17 protein-coding genes and 1 tRNA gene are annotated in these 20,789 nt (G+C 49.9%); all 18 read left to right on the top strand.

All coding sequences use genetic code 11. From position 1 onward, the window contains the following. Positions 1-54: 54 nt before the first annotated feature. Complete coding sequence (locus ACO5GU_RS00090) at positions 55-1,095, top strand: acetylxylan esterase (protein ID WP_484929448.1); 1,041 nt, start codon at positions 55-57, stop codon at positions 1,093-1,095. Beyond that, on the top strand, positions 1,092-2,078 hold the full coding sequence (locus ACO5GU_RS00085) for an acetylxylan esterase (protein WP_484929446.1): 987 nt from the start codon (positions 1,092-1,094) through the stop codon (positions 2,076-2,078). The genes ACO5GU_RS00090 and ACO5GU_RS00085 overlap by 4 nt, the downstream gene beginning before the upstream one ends. Positions 2,079-2,195: 117 nt before the next feature. After that, positions 2,196-3,119 carry a dihydrodipicolinate synthase family protein gene (locus ACO5GU_RS00080; RefSeq protein WP_484929445.1) on the top strand — a complete coding sequence of 308 codons (924 nt, stop codon included), beginning with the start codon at positions 2,196-2,198 and terminating at the stop codon, positions 3,117-3,119. 15 nt (positions 3,120-3,134) lie between these two features. Next, positions 3,135-4,124 carry an ROK family protein gene (locus ACO5GU_RS00075; RefSeq protein ID WP_484929444.1) on the top strand — a complete coding sequence of 330 codons (990 nt, stop codon included), beginning with the start codon at positions 3,135-3,137 and terminating at the stop codon, positions 4,122-4,124. A gap of 107 nt (positions 4,125-4,231) precedes the next feature. Then, on the top strand, positions 4,232-4,921 hold the full coding sequence (locus ACO5GU_RS00070) for an N-acetylmannosamine-6-phosphate 2-epimerase (protein ID WP_484929442.1): 690 nt from the start codon (positions 4,232-4,234) through the stop codon (positions 4,919-4,921). A gap of 46 nt (positions 4,922-4,967) precedes the next feature. After that, the gene (gene rapZ, locus ACO5GU_RS00065; RefSeq protein WP_484929440.1) at positions 4,968-5,885 is read left to right on the top strand and encodes an RNase adapter RapZ; all 918 of its coding nucleotides are present in this window, start codon (positions 4,968-4,970) and stop codon (positions 5,883-5,885) included. 13 nt (positions 5,886-5,898) lie between these two features. Next, positions 5,899-6,867 (top strand): DNA-binding protein WhiA, encoded by a 969-nt coding sequence (gene whiA, locus ACO5GU_RS00060; protein ID WP_314019148.1) that lies wholly within the window; start codon positions 5,899-5,901, stop codon positions 6,865-6,867. 92 nt (positions 6,868-6,959) lie between these two features. After that, entirely contained in the window at positions 6,960-7,985 is a 1,026-nt protein-coding gene (gene gap, locus ACO5GU_RS00055) for a type I glyceraldehyde-3-phosphate dehydrogenase (protein WP_012809010.1), read from the top strand. An 88-nt stretch (positions 7,986-8,073) separates the two neighbouring features. Further along, the gene (locus ACO5GU_RS00050; protein ID WP_035427291.1) at positions 8,074-9,264 is read left to right on the top strand and encodes a phosphoglycerate kinase; all 1,191 of its coding nucleotides are present in this window, start codon (positions 8,074-8,076) and stop codon (positions 9,262-9,264) included. Next, complete coding sequence (gene tpiA / locus ACO5GU_RS00045) at positions 9,257-10,024, top strand: triose-phosphate isomerase (RefSeq protein ID WP_484892315.1); 768 nt, start codon at positions 9,257-9,259, stop codon at positions 10,022-10,024. Before ACO5GU_RS00050 ends, tpiA begins: the two co-directional genes overlap by 8 nt. Before the next feature lie 174 nt (positions 10,025-10,198). Further along, complete coding sequence (gene secG, locus ACO5GU_RS00040; protein ID WP_484801842.1) at positions 10,199-10,450, top strand: preprotein translocase subunit SecG; 252 nt, start codon at positions 10,199-10,201, stop codon at positions 10,448-10,450. A gap of 424 nt (positions 10,451-10,874) precedes the next feature. After that, positions 10,875-11,867, top strand: a complete 993-nt coding sequence (locus tag ACO5GU_RS00035) for an ABC transporter permease (RefSeq protein ID WP_035427285.1) — start codon at positions 10,875-10,877, stop codon at positions 11,865-11,867. Positions 11,868-11,877: 10 nt separating this feature from the next. Further along, the gene (locus ACO5GU_RS00030) at positions 11,878-12,945 is read left to right on the top strand and encodes an ABC transporter permease (RefSeq protein ID WP_484815236.1); all 1,068 of its coding nucleotides are present in this window, start codon (positions 11,878-11,880) and stop codon (positions 12,943-12,945) included. Further along, on the top strand, positions 12,945-14,978 hold the full coding sequence (locus tag ACO5GU_RS00025) for a dipeptide ABC transporter ATP-binding protein (RefSeq protein ID WP_484824725.1): 2,034 nt from the start codon (positions 12,945-12,947) through the stop codon (positions 14,976-14,978). The genes ACO5GU_RS00030 and ACO5GU_RS00025 overlap by 1 nt, the downstream gene beginning before the upstream one ends. A gap of 172 nt (positions 14,979-15,150) precedes the next feature. Then, positions 15,151-16,914, top strand: coding sequence for an ABC transporter substrate-binding protein (locus ACO5GU_RS00020; RefSeq protein WP_484929437.1), 1,764 nt, complete (start codon positions 15,151-15,153; stop codon positions 16,912-16,914). A 107-nt stretch (positions 16,915-17,021) separates the two neighbouring features. After that, positions 17,022-17,111: transfer RNA gene (locus ACO5GU_RS00015), tRNA-Leu, on the top strand. 88 nt (positions 17,112-17,199) lie between these two features. Beyond that, on the top strand, positions 17,200-19,584 hold the full coding sequence (locus ACO5GU_RS00010; RefSeq protein ID WP_484921360.1) for a GAF domain-containing SpoIIE family protein phosphatase: 2,385 nt from the start codon (positions 17,200-17,202) through the stop codon (positions 19,582-19,584). Between the two features lie 85 nt (positions 19,585-19,669). Next, complete coding sequence (locus ACO5GU_RS00005; RefSeq protein WP_484929435.1) at positions 19,670-20,401, top strand: anti-sigma factor antagonist; 732 nt, start codon at positions 19,670-19,672, stop codon at positions 20,399-20,401. Positions 20,402-20,789 lie beyond the last annotated feature (388 nt).

The following is a 20,789-nucleotide window of genomic DNA, read 5'->3' as shown; positions in this document are numbered from 1 at the left end:
TGTTTGACCAGAGCGCAGCTTAGGCTGCGCTCTTTTAGCTTGTTAGGTGGATCAATGCACCAAGAAACGCTTGAGCTTGCAGAATTGAAGGCAGCTCATGCTCTGACGCCTTATCCTTCAGATTTTGAGGCGTTTTGGAAGGCACGTATGGAGGAGGCGGATAACGCTCCTCTCAGCTGGCAGATTGTTCCTTCAACAGAAGTCACGTCATCTGCTTTAGCTCACTTTTTTGATTTGACGTTTGTGGGAATTGATGGCGCGGAAGTCTACGCAAAGTACCTGCGACCACAGACTGCCTTAGATGTACAAACCCCGCTTGTTTTACAGTTTCATGGCTATCCAGGATCTTCTCGCAGTTGGTTTGAGCAGAGCTCATTTTTGGGCTTGGGCTGCTCGCTGATTGCGCTTGATAATCCTGGGCAGGGTGGCCGTAGTTTGGACGGAAGCTCGTATAAGAGCACTACTGTCTCGGGCCACTTGGTGCTTGGACTAGATGGACCTGTAGAGGACCTTTACTTTGTTCATCTGTATCAGAACATTCGCTTGCTCTGCAGAATTGTTCGCCAGCTTGAAGGAATTGATACAGATCGCGTTTTTGTAAACGGTGCCTCGCAGGGAGGCGGTATTGGTCTTGCTACCTGCGCACTCAATCAAGACCTGATTAATAGGGCAGCAATTCTTTATCCCTTCCTCACTGATTTTAGGTGTGTGTGGGAGCTTAATGCTGATGAGGTTGCCTACGAGGGGATCCGCTATTATTCCCGCTGGTTTGATGCTGATGGTTCTCGCGTTGATGAGGTCTTTGCAAAGCTTGCTTACATTGATTCAGCTAATTTTGCGAGCCTGGTTACCTGTCCTGTGCTTTTTGGCACCGGACTTGATGATCCGGTAGTTCCTCCCGAGGCTCAGTTTGCGGCTTACAATGCCTTGACCTGCCCAAAGAGACATCTTCTTTATCCCGGATATGCGCATGAAGAGATTGACGATTTTGACGATAAGATCATTGATTTCTTCTGCTCAGACAAGGGAGAGCAAGCTCTTGAAAAGTTGGACTCGTCATTTCCTGCTCAAGCAGAAGGCGAGGTGAAAGCATGAGGGGCTTAACACAAAGGCTTGAAGATGCCCGTTCTTATCGCGGTGCGTGGCTTAGACCATCATACTTTGAATCATTTTGGGAGACGTCGGTAGCGTTTGCACAAAATGCGCACGTAGAGAGTGTGGTTGAGCTTCCGTCTGCTACCCAGGGGGCAACGTTTAAGCGCATCACATTCACCTCAACTGACCAGACGCAGCTGCGCGCTCGCGTCATTCTTCCAGCAGGTGTGTCGGTGGCAGAACCGCTAGCTGCGGCAGAGCTGTCCGCATCGGCAGAGCTGTCCGTCTCGGCAAAGCTGCCCGCGGTGGTGCTCTTCTCCGATCTTGGTCGGGGAGCGCGTAGCTGGCTGCACCTTTTGCGCTTCTCAGCACTTGGTCTGCCCGTCGTGGCCCTGGAAGCTCGCCCGTGCGAAGCGTCACTCAAAGACGCTTGGAGGGGAGTGTTGACGGCAGAGGAGCTTGCCCGCGCGCTCAGCAACCCAGATGACGCCGCATCCTCCACGCTCAAGCAGCTCATCGATGACGCACTGGTAACTACCGCGGTTGCATCGCGCTTCCTCGGGCGTACAACCGTCACCTGGGGAGAAGGTCTAGGCGGCTCGCAGGCTTTGTTTGCAGCAGCTCTTCTGCCCAAGGCAGCGATCGCTACTATGACGCTGAACCCGCTCTTTGCCGACAACGCAACAACCCTGCGAGCACATGTCGGGTGCGGAGACACTCCGCAGTCAGATGCAGCTATCGACGCGGTTGGTCTTCTCGACAGCGCGTGCGCGGCAGAGCTGGTGCATGTACCTGCGCTTATCGGCACGGCTCTGCTGGACCAGAGCGCTCCAACTGAGGGAACGTTTGCGCTGTACAATCGCCTGACGGGGCAGAAAGAGATGCGTGTGTATCCCAAGTTTGGCCACGAGCGCATCAATCAGTTTGAGAACGAGCAAATCAACTATCTCTGCGAGGTTATATCAGGACTTTGTCATAACTAAGCGGACTATAATTACGTAGGTTCTTTGAAGTTGCTTTTGATCAATGCTTTGGTCGGCTACTTCAGTACATTGTTGTATGAAACCAGTTGGATTTTCCAACGTGTGAAAGGATAAAGCATGTCCAGTAACGTACCATTTAGCGGTGTTGTTCCACCAGTTGTAACCCCAGATACCCCAGACCATCAGCTTGATGTTGTGTCGTTTGAGCGCTCCATTAATCGTCTCATTGAGGCTGGCATAGACGGCCTGTTCTTCCTCGGTTCTTCCGGCGAGGTTGTTTTTGCAACTGATGAGCGTCGTGATCAGATTGTTCGCGAGGCTGTTCGCATTGTTGACCACCGAGTTCCGGTCCTTGTGGGCATCATTGATACCGAGACCGAGCGTGTTCTGGAGCACGGTCGCCGTGCCCTCGCATTGGGTGCAGACGCTCTTGTAGCAACTGCTCCTTTCTATGCACTTGGTGGCCCAGCTGATATTGAGGAACACTTCCGCATCCTTCACCAGGAGCTGGACGCACCTCTGTTTGCGTATGACATTCCTGTCTGCGTTCACACTAAGCTTCCTTGGAAGATGCTTGCTCGTTTGGGCGCAGAGGGCGTTCTTGCAGGCGTTAAAGACTCTTCTGGCGATGACGTTTCCTTCAGGTATCTTGTTCAGGAGAACGAGAAGAACGGTCACCCTCTAACTCTTTTGACTGGCCACGAGATTGTTGTTGACGGCGCTCTTCTTTCTGGTGCAGACGGTTCTGTTCCTGGTCTTGCTAATGTTGAGCCAGAAGGTTACGTCCGTATGTGGAAGGCAGCTCAGGAAGGCAACTGGGCAGAGGTCAAGCGTGAGCAGGATCGACTCAACGAGATTTCCCACATCTTTGATGTCACCACAGGCGTTCAGGGCTATGGTGCTGGCGTTGGTGCATTCAAGTGCGCTCTTAACCTCATGGGCATCTTTGATTCTGACCAGATGCCTCGCCCTGTTAAGCCACTTGATGGCCAGAACCGTGAGGCAATCAAGCAGGTTCTTATTGCAAACGGCCTTCTCTAAACAAGAGGGGACACCATGGACTCTAAGTTTGTTTATCCAACACATGTTTGCGCCGTTGATATTGGCGGCACAAAAATTGCCTGTGGCATAGTTACCCTTAACGGCACCGACGCTCCAAACGTTCAGTCCGTAAAGAAGGTTCCTACCAATGCGAAAGAGGGTGGCAAGCAGGTTCTTGCCACCGTTCTGCAGGCAATCAGAGAGGCCCTTTCTCGCGCAGAGGAGCTAGGTCTTACTATCTCTGGCGTGGGTATTTCTTCTGCTGGAGTTGTTGACCCTCGCACCGGAGACATCACCTACGCAAACGAACTTATGCCAGGCTGGGGCGGAACCGCTCTTGGCTCAGCAGTTACCAGTGAGTTTGGCCTTTCCTGCAGCGTCCTCAATGACGTTCACGCTCATGCTCTGGGCGAGGCTCGTCACGGCGCTGGCCACGGCAAAGACAGCGTTCTAACCGTAGCGGTTGGCACGGGCATTGGTGGCGCCTTTGTGAACCACGGCATTTTGATGCTGGGCGCTCACGACGAGGCTGGTCACATTGGTCACGTTGCAACTCCAGCAGCTGCCGGCGTTGACTGCCCGTGTGGTGGAACTTCTCACCTTGAGCCTGTTTCTGCAGGTCCTGGCATTATTCGTGAGTATGTCCGTCTTGGCGGCTCCGATACGCTTGAAGATGGATCTGCTCTTGATGGCGCAGAGATTGACCGAAGGGCTCTTGCTGGCGAGAAGATCGCTCAAGCTGCAGAGGAGCGCTCGGGCCGTGCGCTTGGTGAAGTTTTGGGCAGCATGTGCAACATGCTTGACCCTTCCGTCATCATCCTGTCTGGTTCTGTTGCAGAGTGCGGTAAGTACTGGCACGAGGCACTTGAAGCTGCATTTAAGCTGCAGGCCATGCCTCCTGTTCAGGCAACGCCTATTGTGAAGGGCACACTTGGTGGAGAAGCCCCTCTTATTGGAGCTGCAGAAAACCTTGTTCTACCTGGCTATTTAGAGACGCGTCTTTAGGCAGGAAGCGCTAAGTCACTAACTAGCTTGCTGACTTGGCTTGCTGATCCAGCACGCCGCAAAGACACGCACCTTTAACGTACGTACATTCTGGTAAGGAGAATACCGTGGCACACTCAGAGCTTGTTGAGTCACTTAAAGGAAAACTCATCGTTAGCGTCCAGGCGTATCCTGGTGAGCCTATGAGGCATCCAGAGACTATGGCTCAGATTGCACGCGCTTGTGAGCTTGGCGGTGCTGCTGCTATTAGGTGCCAGGGCTTGTCTGATATCTCTGCCATTAAGGGTAGGGTTGAAATTCCTGTCATTGGCCTCTGGAAAGAGGGTCATGAGGGTGTCTACATTACTCCTACGCTTCGTCATGCGCGTGCTTGTATTCACGCTGGCGCAGATGTTGTTGCCCTGGATGCAACAGACCGCCCAAGGCCTGATGGTAGAACCTTTGAAGAGACTGTTGCAACTCTGCGTGCAGAGTCTGACGTGCTAATCATGGCTGACTGCATGACTATGGATGACATCCGTCGCGCTGTTGCCACTGGTTGTGATCTTGTTTCAACCACACTTTCTCACAACAAGGCCGCTATTGATACAACGCTTGACGATGGCCCTGACATTGCCCTTCTCCAGCAGGCAACTACTGAATTCCCAGGTATTGCCATTATTTGCGAGGGTCACGTCCACACACCACAAGACGCAAAAGATGCTCTGGATGCAGGCGCTTGGGCGGTTGTTTCAGGTACAGCCATTACACATCCAACTTCGATTACCTCTTGGTTTGCTGCAGCACTTGAGGATTAACGCTTGGAGCGGTAAGGTTTTCTCGTCACGTATTTAAGGAGCGCCTGTGAAGAAAAACGATCCTACATCTTCAGTTATTCCCGACATTGTCATTATTACGGGTATGTCTGGATCGGGTCGTACGCAGGCGCTTCACGTGTTTGAGGATATGGGTTATTTCTGCATTGATAACCTGCCACCAGCTCTTATTTTGCAGCTTTCTAATCTTGTGGGCATTAACACGGGTGTTGGCCGCCACTTGGCCGTTACCTGCGATTTGCGCTCGCAAGGTCTTTTTGATGACATCTCTGAAGCTCTGAAGTCTCTTGCAGATCACGAGCTCACGTACAAGATTGTCTATCTGGATTCCTCAGACGAAGTACTTGTGCGTCGCTATAGCGAGAATCGCCGTCGTCATCCTTTAGCGCAGGAGGGAGAAAATCTCTCATCTGCAATTTCTAAGGAGCGCGCACAGCTACAGGACATAAAAGCGCTGGCAGATGTGGTCCTAGATACCTCGTCTATGCGTACTAATACGCTCAAGAGTCGTCTTCGTCGCGCATTTTCAGAGCTTGCTGAACAGCAGCTTATGGATGTCAGTGTGTTTTCCTTTGGTTTCAAAAATGGTTTGCCCGTTGAGGCTGACCTTATGATTGACGTGCGCTTCCTGCCCAATCCTTACTATGATCCAGAGCTCAGACCACTTACCGGTCTTGATGAGCCAGTAGCTCAGTTTGTCCTTGAGCATGGCACTACTAAGAAATTCCTTAAGTCTTGGTTTGAGCTGCTTGATGTAGTAATGCCTGGTTATGTACAGGAAGGCAAGAGCTTGCTCTCTATTGCGGTAGGTTGTACAGGCGGCCAGCATAGAAGTGTTGCAATCGCCCGTGCTACCGCAGAGCATCTTACCAGCCAGGGTTATCGCGTAACGCTTTTCCATCGCGATCTTGATGCGGCTCAGAAGAAGTCTCAGCAGGCTGAGTAGAAGTTAATCTGTCATGTCCTATACTGCCTTGGTAAAAAATGAGCTGGTCAGCGTACCAGAAATTCAGACGGACTGTGAATTAGCCCAGCTTTCTGCGCTTATTCGTGTTTCCGGAACATTATCGATGCACGGTCCTGGCAAATTTGCCGTTCGCATTGTTACTGAGACTGGCACGGTTGCCCGAACAGTTATTAGTTCTTCTCGCCGTCTGTTTGATTTGGGTACTTCCGTTGAGTACCGTCGCTCTATCATGCATAAAAAACGCAACTATTTGCTTGAGATTTCTAACCAGGATTCGCTTGCAGAAGCGCTTTCCGCTCTTGGCATTTATATACCGGGAGAAGGCCTGGTAAGTGGCATTCCAAAGAGTGTTATTCGCACCAAGCAAGCGCAGCGAGCTTTTTTGCGTGGAGCGTTTATGGCGGGCGGATTTTTGGCTGATCCCTTAAAAGATTTTCACCTAGAGATTGCTGTCTCGGGAGAAAGATTTGCCACTGAGCTGGTAAAACTTATGGGATCCATTGGTGTTAAGGCGCGTCTTAATCATCGTAACCGCCATACCAACGCGCTCATGCGAACTAGAGAAATTTATGCTGTCTACCTTAAGAGCTCTGACGACATCATCAAGTTTTTGCGAGAGATTGGTGCGCCCACCATGGCGCGCGCTATTGCGTTTACTCGCGTGCAAAAGCATTATCGCAACAACGTCAACCGAGTTGTCAACGCAGAGATGGCTAATCAAACGCGGTCATCAAATGCAGCGGCAGACCAGTTAGCGCTTATAGAAAAGGCCGAGAAACTCATTGGACTCAGAGCTCTGCCGCCAGCGGTCAGAGATTTTTGTCTTGCACGAAAAGATAACCCTGAGCTGTCGTTATCAGCGCTAGGGGAGTCGTTTGTACCACCCGTATCCAAGTCCGCTATGTATCACCGATTGCTTCGTTTGGAAAAAATCGTTCAGGATTTAGAAAAAGATGCATAAGTTATCGGCGAGTGCGGTAAAATACTCGGTGTACGGTTTAAATGTTAATGAATCCGGAGAATGGCTCTGGGTCACCGAAAGGAGCATTACGTATGGCAGTAAAGGTTGCTATTAACGGTTTTGGCCGCATTGGTCGCCTTGCATTTAGGCAGATGTTTGGTCACGAGGGTTCCGAGATTGTTGCAATCAACGACCTTACTTCTCCAGAGATGCTTGCATATCTTCTGAAGTATGACTCTACTCAGGGCAACTATTCCCGCGATCACAAGGTAGAGGCAACTGACCACTCCATCATCGTTGACGGTCACGAGATTGTTATTTACAAGGAGGCAGACGCTAACAACCTGCCTTGGGGCGATCTTAACGTTGACGTTGTTCTTGAGTGCACCGGTTTCTACACTTCTAAGGACAAGGCACAGGCTCACATCAACGCTGGTGCTAAGAAGGTTGTCATTTCTGCTCCTGCAGGCAATGACCTCCCAACCATCGTCTTCAACGTTAACCATGAGACCCTCACTGCAGATGACAACATCATCTCCGCAGCTTCCTGCACCACCAACTGCCTTGCTCCTATGGCAAAGGGCCTCAACGACTTCGCAACTATCAAGTCCGGTATCATGACCACCATTCACGCATACACTGGTGACCAGATGATCCTCGACGGCCCACAGCGCAAGGGTAACTTCCGTCGTTCCCGTGCTGGTGCAGAGAACATCGTTCCTAACTCCACTGGTGCTGCTAAGGCTATCGGCCTTGTTCTTCCTGAGCTCAACGGCAAGCTCATTGGTGCTGCTCAGCGCGTTCCTACGCCAACTGGCTCCCTCACCAACCTCTATGCTGTTGTTGACAAGAAGGTCACCGTTGACGAGGTCAACGCTGCAATGAAGGCATATGCAGAGACCATCCCAGAGACCTTTGGTTACAACGAGGATGACATCGTTTCCCGCGACATCGTCGGCGAGACCCACGGCTCCATCTTCGACGCAACTCAGACCATGTGCTCTGACCTTGGCGATGGCACCACTCTTGTTCAGGTTACCTCTTGGTACGACAACGAGAACTCCTACACTTCTCAGATGGTCCGCACCATCAAGTACTTCGAGAAGTTCGTTGCTTAAGTTCTAGTTACATAGACGCCTTAGGCGCGGTCGCAGCATCTGCCGCGATCGCGCCTTCTTTTGTTGGAAACGTATTTAAAGGAGTGACATGGCTTTTACAAAGAAGACTGTCCGCGATGCAGATGTTGACGGTAAGCGCGTTCTTATGCGCGTTGACTTCAACGTGCCTCTAAAGGACGGCGTTGTTACTGACGACACCCGCGTTCGCGCTGCACTTCCAACCATCCAGTATCTTCTCGACCACAACGCAAAGGTCATCCTGATGAGCCACCTTGGTCGTCCAGATGGCACCGGCTTCCAGCCAGAGCTTTCCCTGCGCCCAGCTGCAGAGAAGCTTGCTGAGCTTCTTGGCCACGAGGTTAAGTTTGTTGAGGACACCTATGGCGAGAAGGCCCGTGAGGCTGTAGATGCACTCAAGGACGGCGAGGTTCTTGTTCTTGAGAACGTCCGTTTTGACAAGCGTGAGAAGAAGAACGATCCAGAGATTGCAAAGACTCTTGCATCTTATGGTGACATTTTTGTTCTTGATGCATTTGGTACCGCTCACCGTGCACAGGGCTCCGTTGTTGGACCAGCAGCTTACCTTCCTGCATACGCTGGCTTCCTGCTTGAGAAAGAGGTTGACACTCTTACCTCTATCTTCTCTAACCCAGAGCGCCCACTTGTAGCTATTGTTGGTGGCTCCAAGGTTTCTTCTAAGATTGGTGTTCTTGATCACCTTATCGACTCCGCTGATACCCTTATTATCGGTGGCGGTATGGCTTACACCTTCTTCCTGGCAAAGGGTTATACCGTTGGCACTTCTCTTCAGGAGCCAGACTGGATTGAGCGCGCAGGTGAGATGCTCAAGAAGGCAGAGGAGAAGGGTGTTAAGATTCTGCTTCCTGTTGACAACGTTGTTACCGATCACTTTGGTGAGGACGCTGTTGGTGAGGTAGTTCCTTCTGACCAGATTCCTGCAGACCGTATGGGTATGGACATTGGTCCTAAGACTGTTGAGCTTTACTCCGAGGCAATCAAGGGCGCAAAGACCGTCTTCTGGAATGGTCCTATGGGCGTCTTTGAGTTTGACCAGTTTGCAAAGGGCACCGAGGCTGTTGCTCGTGCTGTTGCAGATGCTGATTGCACCTCTATCATCGGCGGCGGCGATTCCGTCGCAGCAGTTAACAAGTTCCACCTTGCTGACAAGATGAGCTGGATTTCCACTGGTGGCGGCGCTTCCATGGAGCTTGTTGAGGGTAAGGCTCTTCCAGGAGTGGAGGCGCTTCTCGATGCGTAATCGTATGATCGCAGGTAACTGGAAGATGAATGAGACTTTCGCTGAGGGTATTGAGCTTGCTCAGGGAATTGTCGATCAGCTTGCTTCTGGTACTGGAAACGTTGACGTTGTTATTGCTCCACCTCTTGTAGACCTTAAGGGCGTCTCCGAGGTCCTTACCCAGGCCAACTCTTCTGTTGCTCTCTCTGCACAGAATGTGTACTGGGAGGAGTCTGGCGCCTTTACTGGCGAGACCTCTCCAGCAATGCTGACCTCTGTTGGTGCAACCCACTGCATCATTGGTCACTCTGAGCGTCGTGGCTACTTTGGTGAGACCGATGAGGACATTAACCGCAAGGCAAAGGCTTTGATGGCTCATGGCATCGTTCCTATTTCTTGCTGCGGTGAATCCCTTGAGGTTCGCAATGCTGGTACTCACGTTCAGTTTGTTGTTGACCAGATTAAGGCAGATACCAAGGGTCTAGAGATTACTGATCCTTCCAAGTACGTTATTGCTTACGAGCCAATCTGGGCAATTGGTACTGGTATGACTGCAACTGCTGATGACGCTCAGGAAGTTTGCGGTGCAATTCGCAAGACCTTGGTGGAGATCTTTGGTGCAGAAATTGCAGACGGTATTCGTATTCTTTACGGTGGCTCTGCAAAGCCAGAGAACGTTGGTGGCTTCCTCGAGAAAGAGGACGTTGACGGCGCACTTGTTGGCGGCGCATCGCTCAAGGCTGATTCCTTCGTTGCAATGGTAAAGAGCGCAATGAACTAAACTCTGACAAAGTTCCTTACCGCCGGTGAGGCGCTTGGCTCATTTGTTAAGTTCTTGTTTGTTTTGCAACTTGGCACACGTCATTCCCAAAGGGGAGTGGCGTGTGCTATTCTTTTCTGTTGTACGTGAAAATAACTAGGGCTGGATCTTCTCGCCAGCAAGAGGGGGAACCTCGTGGGCGTTCTGAATACAATTCTTTTAGTGCTGTTTGTACTTTCTGGCATTTTGACGGTGCTGCTTGTTTTGGCACACTCCGGAAAGGGCACCGGCGTTTCTGACATGATTGCTGCATCTATGTATAACGCAAGCGCTGGTTCAGGCATTATGGAGAAGAACCTTGATCGCCTTACCATTATCACTACAACCATCTTTTTGGTTTGCGCTATTGTGATGGCTCTCACATTCCCTGTTGGCGCTATTGGCTAAGCAGTCGCTTACATATTTGAATTACCTGCCGAGAAACCCGAGTTTCTCGGCATTTTTTATTCGTAGCCTGCGGAGCATGTGAAAATTTGCTGTTGAGAATAACGGCAAAATGGTTGGACGCGACAGATAGTAGTTATCTGTTACTTCTTAACAGAATTTTCAATAACGTTTCTCATATGTAAACAAATTTGATTGTGACCTGCACGCTGGACTCAAACAGTCATTATATGTGGATACGTTTTACTGGGATTGGTATGCATAATCTTGCTTATCTAAGAGATATTTTTTGGGTTAAGCAGCTTATCCATGGTAAAATTGCACTTTGCTGTGTATTCACGGCATGTTTGTTGTAGGAATGCTAGGTTGCCATACCGAGAAAACCTCGCTTATCGGGTGGATAAGCGCAAGGCGGTGAGGAGAGTCAATGGCACGGTTTGTTTGGTACGTTACAAAGAGGATTTTGAGCTACATTGTGATGATTTTTGTTGCAACTTCGCTCACATTCTTCCTCGCATCATCATTTATGAACCCACGCTCCAACTTTGAGCAGCGTACTCCACGTCCTCCACAGGAGTCTATTGAGGAAAACCTGTATAGGACTAATCTGAATGATAAGACTCCAGTTATTGAACGTTATCAGGTTTGGGTTACCAATCTATTTACCAAGTTTGATCTTGGTATGACTCCAACAGGCGATAACGTTAACCGTGAGATGAGCTCTAAGTTTATGGCTTCTATTGAGCTTATGACTCCAGCAACTATTTTGTCAGTTGTTATTGGTGTTAGCCTGGGCGTTTATACCGCCCAACGTCAGTATCAGTGGCAGGACCGCTTCTTAAGTGGTGTTGCTTCGGTTTTGCTGGTTATTCCAACCGTTGTTATGGCAATCTTGATTGTTTTTGCAGCAATCGAGATTAACGCACGTGCCGGTTCCCGTATTTTCTACGTTACCGATCTTTCCAGTGGAGATACCGGAAACTTCTTCACTTGGCTCATTGACTTCCTCCAGCACATTATTCTTCCAACCATTGTTCTTACTATCGTAAGCTCCGTTGGTTACCACCTCTCTCAGCGTACGTACCTGCTTGACGAGATGCACGCAGACTATGTCCGTACTGCTCGCGCAAAGGGACTTACTCGTAAGAAGGCAATTCGTAAGCACGCTCTTCGCGTTTCTTTGATTCCAACCGCTGTTTCAGTTGCTTTCTCTCTTGCAGGTATCTTCACAGGTGCTGTTATGACCGAGAAGGTCTTTGCAATTCACGGTCTTGGTGAGTACTTCATTAACTGTATTAACAACAACAATATTCACGGTGCAGTTGCAGTTGCAGCATTCTCTGGCGCAATGACTCTTGTTGGCGCTCTTCTGGCTGACCTCTTTGCTGCTGCTCTTGATCCACGAATTAAGATGAGCTAAGGAGGCGGACATGTCTAAAGAAGAGCTTCAGAACAAAGACGAGAAAAACGTCTCCATTGATGCAGGTCTTACTAACGCTGAGCGTGAGCTTCAGGCAGATGCTAAGTCTGACAATAAAGAAGTTAAAAGAATTAGCTATGCTGGCCTGATTGCAAGGCGTTTCTTCCGCCAGCGTTCTGCAGTAATCGGTTTGATTATTCTTGGAATTATGGTTCTCATTGCAGTTTTTGGACCATATGCCACTCCGTTTAATTACACAGATGCTGACTTTACTGCAATTAACATGGCTCCTAATGCAAAGCATTGGTTTGGTACTGATGGTGCTGGCATTGACCTGTATGCCTGCGTTGTCCACGGCCTTGGTCGTTCGTTGACCATTGGTATTAGCTACGCAATCTTGACTACTATCATCTCTGCAATTATTGGTACTGCCATTGCCTATGTCCGTGGCATTCCAGAGAAGATCGGTATGTGGCTTCTTGATATGCTCATGGTCATTCCTAGCTTCTTGCTGGTTGCTATGATTGTTCGTGCAGCAGGTGGTGAGTCTGGTTGGCTCATGCTTATTTTTGGTCTGACTGCTTTTGGTTGGATTGGCCGCGCGCGTACTATCCGTACTATGGCTCTGTCTTTGCGTGAGAGAGATTACGTCAAGGCTGCTAAGTACATGGGTGTTCCACCATTTACCATCATTGTTCGTCACCTTATTCCAAACCTTGGTTCAATTCTTATTATTGACTTGGTCTTGGCTGTTATTGGCGGCGTTAACTCTGAGACTGCATTCAGCTTCTTGGGCCTTGGTATTAAGGCACCAGACACTTCTCTTGGTTACCTTCTGAGTGCTGGTTCTTCTGCAATGCTTACTACTCCATGGATGATTCTGATTCCATCGGCATTTCTGATTGTTGTTTGTGTTGGCCTGCAGCTCATCGGCGATGGCCTTCGCGATGCCTTTGACCCTTATTCACGCGCTGCTGGTAGCGTCAAAGATCAGGAAGAGGATTCTTCCAAGGATGACGCTCAGCTTGATGATCTTGAGGGTAGCATCGTTTCTGAAGAAACTACGGAGCGTGCATAATGTCTGACACTACTACTACTTCAACAAAGCAGGGAAGTGTAGAGATGGACGATGTCCTTCGCTACGAGCTGCTTGAGTCAAACGGTCCAAAGGGTGCTCCAACAGGAGATCCAGTTCTTTCTGTTCGTAACCTTAAGGTTTCCTTTAATACTGAGGCTGGTCGTGTAGACGCAGTTCGCGGTGTTAACTTTGACCTTTGGGGCGGCCGTACTCTTGGTATCGTAGGTGAGTCTGGTTCTGGTAAGTCAGTAACCGCTCTGTCTCTTATTGGTCTTCTTGATGACAACGCTCATGTTACCGGCTCTATTAAGCTTGGTAATGAGGAGCTCATTGGTAAGACCGACGAAGAGATGTCAGAGCTTCGTGGTACTAAGATTTCTATGATTTTCCAGGATCCACTGTCTGCTTTGACCCCAATGTTCTCTATTGGAGATCAGCTTGCAGAGGCTCTGCTTACCCACAATCCTCATATGAGCAGATCAGACGTTCGTAAGCGTTGTATTGAGCTTCTCTCCATTGTTGGTATTACTGATCCAGAGAATCGTCTGGATTCTTTCCCACATGAGTTCTCTGGTGGTATGCGCCAGCGTGTTGTTATCGCAATTGCAATTGCAAACAATCCTGACATCATCATTGCAGACGAGCCAACCACCGCTCTTGACGTAACTATTCAGGCTCAGATTCTTGACGTCTTGAAGGTTGCACAGAAAGAGACGGGTGCAGCAGTTGTTCTGATTACTCACGACCTTGGTGTTGTTGCAGGTACCGCTGATGACATTATGGTTATGTATGCAGGTCGTGGCGTAGAGCGCGCAAGTGTTGATACGCTTTTTGCTGAGCCTCGCCATCCTTATACCATGGGCCTTCTGGGTGCTGTTCCAAAACCTCACCTTCAGGCAGAGCATAGGCTTGTTCCTATTAAGGGCAATCCACCATCACTTGCTGCTATTCCAACTGGTTGTCCATTTAACCCACGTTGTCCTATGGCTACCGAGGAATGCTCCAAGAAAGAGCCAGTGCTGCTTCCTGCAAATGCTGCTGAGGGCCACCTGGCATCTTGTCACCACCTTCAGGAGATTTGCGAGAAGAACCTTACTTACGCTGAGGTGTATCCAGACTTTGAGCCAATCCTTCCAAAGTGGGTTGATGTCCCTCGTAATGAGCGTCCTGTTGTACTCAAGGTTGAGAATCTTACCAAGACATTCCCTGTTCAGGGTAAGGGCTTTATTAGACGCAGCAAGGGCACTATGACTGCAGTTGACCGTGCAAGCTTTGAGATCCATGAGGGAGAAACCCTTGCGCTTGTTGGTGAGTCTGGTTCTGGTAAATCAACAACTCTGATGCAGATTATGGATTTGCTGAAGCCTGAGGATGGTCGTATTACGGTCCTTGGCAAAGATGTTGCTGAGCTTAAGAATGCTGCACAGCGTAGAGAGCTGCGTAAAGATCTTCAGGTTATCTTCCAAGATCCAATGAGTTCTCTGGACCCACGTATGCCTGTCTATGACGTTTTGGCTGAGCCACTTCAGGCACAGGGTTGGAACAAAGAGGATATTAATACTCGTATTGGCGAGCTCATGCGTCTGGTTGGTATCAACCCAGACTATGTTGACCGCTTCCCATCCCAGTTCTCTGGTGGTCAGCGTCAGCGTATTGCTATTGCTCGTGCTCTTGCAACAAGTCCAAAGATTCTTCTCTTGGACGAGCCAATTGCATCTCTGGACGTTTCCATTCAGGCAGGTATTATTAACCTCCTTGAGGATCTTCAGGTTCAGTTGAAGATTTCTTATCTCTTTGTTGCTCACGATCTTGCTGTTATTCGTCATATTTCTGACACGGTTGCTGTTATGCACCTGGGCAAGATTGTTGAGTACGGTGAGACTGAAGACGTCTTTACTAACCCACAAGATCCTTACACTCAGGCGCTTCTCTCGGCTATTCCAATTCCTGATCCAAAGATTGAGCGTACCCGTGAGCGCATGATCTACCAGGATGGTAAGCTGGTTCCTGCTACTCACATCTCTAACGAGTAACAAAGATTCAATAAATTTTTTGAAAACCCGCACTTAAAACTAGGTGCGGGTTTTTCTTTGTTACAAATAGTGAACGAGGTTGTTACGGGAATGTTTCTGCTATGGAGTATTTTCAGGCAATTTCGTATAGTTAAGTGAATATCTGTAGGCCTTTAACGAAATGGGTGATCATATGGCTGACAGTTTTTCCCGTCGTTCGTTCTTTGCTTTGACTGGAATCACCGCCGCAGGCCTTGGCCTTGCTGGCTGCGCTCCATCAAATCCTCAGAGCAGCTCTACCACCACTGGTACTGAGCCACAGGACGGCTCCCCTGCAAACACTCCTCTGGATCAGCTTCCAATCCCAGAGAAGGGCAAGACGTACAACAATCCTAAGTCTCGTGATGAGGTTAAGGATGGCGGTACTCTGACTCAGCCAATCAACGAGATTGGTCCACAGTGGAATTATTACCAACTTGCTGGTAATACCTCTTACATGAACATCCTTCACGGTCTTATCAACCCTCGTGACCTGTTCCTTAACAATGCTGATGGCGATAAGTTTGAGCCAAACAAGGATTACATCAAGGAATTCAAGGTAGAGGAGAAGGACGGCAAGCAGGTTGCTACCCTGACCTTCACTGATCAGGCCACCTTCAACGATGGTACCGCTATTGATTGGACCGCAATTCAGACCGCATTCATCACTATGTGTGGTCAGAATAAAAAGTTTGCGGTTTCTTCAACTGATGGTTATGACAAGTATGAGTCTGTTGAGCAGGGTGATACTGCTAAGACCGCTGTTATTACCATGAAGGAGGCAGTCTATCCAATCGAGAGCATCTTGAGCTATGCTCTGCACCCAAAGCTTCAGGATCCAGACTTCTTCAACAATGGTTACAACAATGAGCCACACAACGAGCTTGGTTCTGGTCCTTATATTGTTGATTCTTTCGATGACTCTGCTGTAACCTTCAAGCCAAATCCAAAGTGGTGGGGTGACGCTCCTAAGCTTGATACCCTTGTCTACAAGCAGATGGATACCCAGGCTTCCATTAACGCATTCAAGAACGAAGAGACTGATACTACTGGTACTTCCGTCGCAGGTTCTGCTGAGCTCCTCTCTAACTTCACCGGTCTTGGTGATAAGGCTCAGATTCGTCGTGGTCTTGGTATGTCTATTGCTGTTATCGAGCTTAACTCTACTCGCGGTGCTCTTCAGGATGTTGCAGTTCGTAAGGCATTCTGCCAGGTTGTTGATCCTGCAACTATCGTTTCCATTGTCTTCCAGGGTGTTAACTGGAAAGAGGATGCACCAGGTTCTATGCTTTGGCCTTACTGGGCAGCTGGTTATGACAATAACCTCCCAGACGATATCAAGAATCTCAAGTCTGCTGACGAGCGCAAGGCTGCTGCAAAGAAGACCCTTGAGGACGCAGGCTATAAGCTCAATGGTGATTACTACGAGAAGGATGGCCAGCAGGTAACCTTTAGCTACACTCTGTTCGGTGACGGTACCACTGTTAAGAACCGCGCTGCTGCAATCCAGAAGATGTGCAAGGACGCTGGTATTAACCTTACCCTTGATTCTCACCCATCTTCTGAGTTCTCTGATGTTCTTACCTCTGGCTCTTGGGATGTCTGCCTCTTTGGTTGGGTTGGCTCCTCAACTTCTTACAACAACGGCAATCAGCTCTACGGCTCTGAGTCTGGTTCCAACTTTGGTCAGCAGGGCTCCGCAGAGACCGATGAGATGTTTGCAAAGGTTGTCTCTACTCAGAACTTTGATGAGCGCATGAAGCTCATGAATGAGGCTGAGAAGAAGATGATGCAGACTTACGCATATCTTCCTGTCTACACTGGTCCAGACTGCTACGTTGTTAAGAAGGGTCTTGCCAACTTTGGTCCATCACTCTTCCAGAGCACACCAGCAACCATTGTTGGTTGGCAGAAGTAAGTAAGGGATAAGGCTATCTTCTCGCAAAGTTCTTTTGAGAAAAAGTTTTAAATTTTCTCAGTAAAGTTGCTTGAAGATGTGTTAGTATATCCCTCGCTGCAAAGCAAGTCGGAGTGGCGGAATTGGCAGACGCGCTAGCTTGAGGTGCTAGTGACCTACTAACGGTTGTGCGGGTTCAAGTCCCGCCTCCGACACCACGGAATTTCGGCGGATCTCTTCGGAGGTCCGCCTTTTTCGTATACTTAGGCAATGTGATTTGTTTTTTCTCGCTGGTAAGGAGTGACTGTGGCAGATAACAAGCTGAGCGTAAGGCGTGTTGAGGGAGTTGTCGACGGGACCGTTGCTGCAACTCTGTCTCAGTTGCTGCGCCTGACCAGTGATGCAGTTATCGTTTTTAATATGGAGGGCACAGTTCTTCTCGCCAATGAGGAGGCAGAAAGCTTATTTGCTAAGGAAGACGGCACTATTGCCGGCCTGGATGTTCGCTTTTTGTTTACCCCGGCAAACCAAGAAAACTTGCAGAAGCCGTTCTTTGTAGAGTCGTTGCCGTTTGCGATTGATGGCTCCACTTCCATGGTGGCTGCTCCTGCTCATGACGGAACGTCGCAGGTTTTGAGTGTGCGTGCAGATTATGTTGGTGCTCCTACACAAGCTATTGTTTTGACTGCCTCTAAGCTTCGTGACATGGCTAGCCCTATGCACGATGATGAACGAATGGTGTTGGACCTTCGCCGAGCCAACAGGAGGCTCTCAGGAGCACTTCAGATTGTTTTGGACACGCTTGACTCGGAAGATATGGGTCAGCTTATCGAGCGTGTGTTAGAAGAGCTCTCAGAGACTGTCGAGGCTGATGGTGCGCTTATCTATCTTGCTGAGCAAGACGGGTATCACCTTCATGGTGCAACGGAGTCTTTGAGAAGTGCGTCATTGGATAGAATTCCTCGCTACTTTGCATTTAACAGCTCTCTGGAGCGTTTGACGTTTTATTCCGAGCACGCACTTCGCTTGCATACCATGCCTTTGAACTCTAGCGCGCTCAAGCAGGGAAGAGTTAAAAAGCGCAACCTTGTTAACGAAGAAACTCGTGAGGTCATAACCGTTGACGCAAGTCATTTGCCTCCGTTTACCAGCTTTCTTGTGGTTCCTGTGTGGTTTGGTGGCCACATTGTTGCTCTGATTGAAGTGGGCTGGGAGCGTAAGCGTGCGCTTTTGGTTGAAGATGCAAGACTTCTGGACTCCATTGCAAATTACCTCTCGGTGCAGCTTGTAGGCGCGTTGTCGGCCATGAGAACGCAGCGTAGAGACACGCTTCGCGAGGCATTAGCTCGCGTGCGCCAAGGATTGCTTCATAGCGCTGCAGATGGCGAGAAGATCTCTGGCGAGCGATTACAGCAGGTTATGAGGTCGGTGGGCACCGATCTGAATGCACAGGTTTTCTCGGTAGATTGCTGTGAGGTCACAGGCAACATTACGCTCCATGCGCTTGGCGCTGAGCAAGCGTTTGGCGACGCTCAGGACGGTGCGCAAGACAGCGCGCAGGCCGCAGCGGAGGCCGGTGGCACACAGGCTACGGCGGAGGCCGGCGGCGCGCAGGATGGCGGCAACCAGATTGCGCTTCCATCGACGGTTGAGGGACTCAAGACAGGAGAGGGCGAGGCGTCAGTCAAAGAGGTTGAGCTTGAATCTGAGCTGAGTCGCGCGCTTGCTGCACAAAGTTTGCCCTGCAAGGGAGCTGTGCTTTTCTTGGGCAAGTTTGCTGGCGAGCAGCATACCTGGCTTTTCTTGCGAGAAGAAAACGCTGAGCCCTTAAGTGACATTGAGCTTGATTTCTTGGACCGCGTGATGCTCCTGGTTCATTCTCTGGCCGTTGGTGCCGAAGAGAGCCAGCAAAATAAGCATATCTCCCAGGCGCTGCAGTCGGGCATGAAAAATGACCTACAGAAGGTAAAAGGAATTTCTGCCGAGGGAATTTATTCATCTGCAACCGCCGACGCGTTTGTTGGTGGCGATTTTTACAGCATGATTAAGCTGCCAGGTCGTCGCGCGTGCATTATTATGGGTGACGTTTCTGGCAAGGGTATTGAGGCAGCATCTATCTCGTCCGCAGTTAAAACGGCACTTTCTGCCTATGCGTGGGAGGGAAGGACTCCCGCTCGTATGGTGGCAACGCTGAATGAATTCCTGTTGGGCTTCTCGAGAGTAGAAACATTTGCAACGCTCTTTGTTGGTATTGTTGACCTTACAACTTCATCGCTGACCTACTGCTCCGCTGGTCATCCACCTGCGATTTTGGTGTCTGCTCAATCGGGCGACGCTGAGCTTTTGGACGTACAGTCGGGCGTTGTGGGCGCGTTTCACGACATGGAGTACAAAAACGGTACGATTCGCTTACATGAGGGCGATATCCTGCTGCTTTACACCGATGGAACCACAGAGGCTCGCAGTCCCGAAGGCGCGTTCTTTGGCGAGACCGGCCTGCGAGACATGATTATGAACGAGGTTCCTCGTGGCTTTGACGGCCTGCTCAATAGGTTCTTGAGCACGCTTGACCGCTATACTGGCCGAAGGCTTGACGACGACGTTGCCATGGTTGCCTTGCGCTTTGACGAGCTTGGCGGCGTCGATTCTGGTGCGCTTGGCAGCGCCGACTCTGGCGAGAAGAGCAACTAGACGGTCTTCTCGTCAACGAGACGATTTTCTCGCTAAAAAATGCATATATCTGAAATTCTTGTTGCTCCGCGGGAACAAGAAACGTATGTATACGCAGCCAAACATAGCAGTTGTTTCAGTCAATACTGACCTTGACGTGAGGGGAGTCCCGCGCGTGAAGGCTCAGATTGAGCAGCTCATTGAGAGTGGTTGCAGAAGAATTGTGCTGAACATGTCGGAGGTTTCGTACATCGATTCTTGTGGCATGGGCTTTATCGTGTGCGCCGTTCGACGTATGAAGACGCTCGGCGGCCTTATGAGCTTGACCAACGTGCAACCGACGGCGTTTAAGGCCTTGGTGCGCATGGGTCTTATCGATTTCATGCCTATAAGTACCTGCGCCGCTAAGTCGCGCGTGACTCCGCTTGCACCGGGCACACATCCATCGTTTCAGACAACGTTTAGAGTTGATCCCAATAAAATGTGCGACGCTCGCTCAAGGGCTATTGCGCTGCTGAAGACGCTGCCGTTTACCTCGGATCAAAAGTTCGACATTGAACTTGCAGTTGGCGAAGCTATTGGCAACGCCGTTGATCACGCGTGCGAGAAGGGCGTGCTGACCACGGTTTCTGCGTATCCAGACAGGGTGGTCATTGACGTCTCGGATTGCGGCGGCGGTTTTAGCATCTCCGATGAGGAAGAGCCTCCCGAGACCGGCCAGTTTGCCGAGCGTGGACGCGGCGTTAAGCTGATGCGCCTGCTTATGGATGCCGTATCTATCCAGGAAAAACCTTCCGGCAACGGCACCATTGTTCGCCTGGTCAAGATGATGCGCTAGGTCGTGCGGGGTGCGTACGCAGGTTGCGTACGCAGGTCACAAGTGATTTCAACCCGGTATCCATTTCGTGTGGATGCCGGGTTTCTTGTGCGAAAGCGCTGCTAGTGGACGGGTTTCTCGCCAGGCGGGTGGTGTGAACTGAGTGCAATCAGCGCGCGCCCGCCGCACGCCAGGTGTACGCCTAGGCGTGCCTGATTTCTGCAAAGAATCTGTAACTTTTGCCTAAAAATATAAAAGAATCGGTGGATTTGCCTGATTTTGTAAAAGAATCGGTGTCGCAAATACAGATTCTTTGCACTTTTCAGGCGGACTTTTCTAGACGTAACTCTGGTTTCGGTCGTGTCCCGAAAAGTGGTGTAAGCAAGCATTTCAGGTGTTTAAAAGAAGT

It is taken from the genome of Lancefieldella sp., from assembly GCF_057237245.1.
This window is presented reverse-complemented; position numbering and strand designations above follow the sequence as displayed.

Excerpts from the sequence above, each read along its gene's own strand:
- ACO5GU_RS00080 (WP_484929445.1), top strand. The coding sequence starts at position 2,196 with ATGTCCAGTAACGTACCATTTAGCGGTGTTGTTCCACCAGTTGTAACC.
- tpiA (WP_484892315.1), top strand. The coding sequence starts at position 9,257 with ATGCGTAATCGTATGATCGCAGGTAACTGGAAGATGAATGAGACTTTC.
- whiA (WP_314019148.1), top strand. The coding sequence starts at position 5,899 with ATGTCCTATACTGCCTTGGTAAAAAATGAGCTGGTCAGCGTACCAGAA.
- ACO5GU_RS00025 (WP_484824725.1), top strand. The coding sequence starts at position 12,945 with ATGTCTGACACTACTACTACTTCAACAAAGCAGGGAAGTGTAGAGATG.
- ACO5GU_RS00020 (WP_484929437.1), top strand. The coding sequence starts at position 15,151 with ATGGCTGACAGTTTTTCCCGTCGTTCGTTCTTTGCTTTGACTGGAATC.
- ACO5GU_RS00030 (WP_484815236.1), top strand. The coding sequence starts at position 11,878 with ATGTCTAAAGAAGAGCTTCAGAACAAAGACGAGAAAAACGTCTCCATT.
- ACO5GU_RS00035 (WP_035427285.1), top strand. The coding sequence starts at position 10,875 with ATGGCACGGTTTGTTTGGTACGTTACAAAGAGGATTTTGAGCTACATT.
- ACO5GU_RS00050 (WP_035427291.1), top strand. The coding sequence starts at position 8,074 with ATGGCTTTTACAAAGAAGACTGTCCGCGATGCAGATGTTGACGGTAAG.
- ACO5GU_RS00090 (WP_484929448.1), top strand. The coding sequence starts at position 55 with ATGCACCAAGAAACGCTTGAGCTTGCAGAATTGAAGGCAGCTCATGCT.
- ACO5GU_RS00085 (WP_484929446.1), top strand. The coding sequence starts at position 1,092 with ATGAGGGGCTTAACACAAAGGCTTGAAGATGCCCGTTCTTATCGCGGT.
- ACO5GU_RS00075 (WP_484929444.1), top strand. The coding sequence starts at position 3,135 with ATGGACTCTAAGTTTGTTTATCCAACACATGTTTGCGCCGTTGATATT.
- gap (WP_012809010.1), top strand. The coding sequence starts at position 6,960 with ATGGCAGTAAAGGTTGCTATTAACGGTTTTGGCCGCATTGGTCGCCTT.
- ACO5GU_RS00005 (WP_484929435.1), top strand. The coding sequence starts at position 19,670 with ATGTATACGCAGCCAAACATAGCAGTTGTTTCAGTCAATACTGACCTT.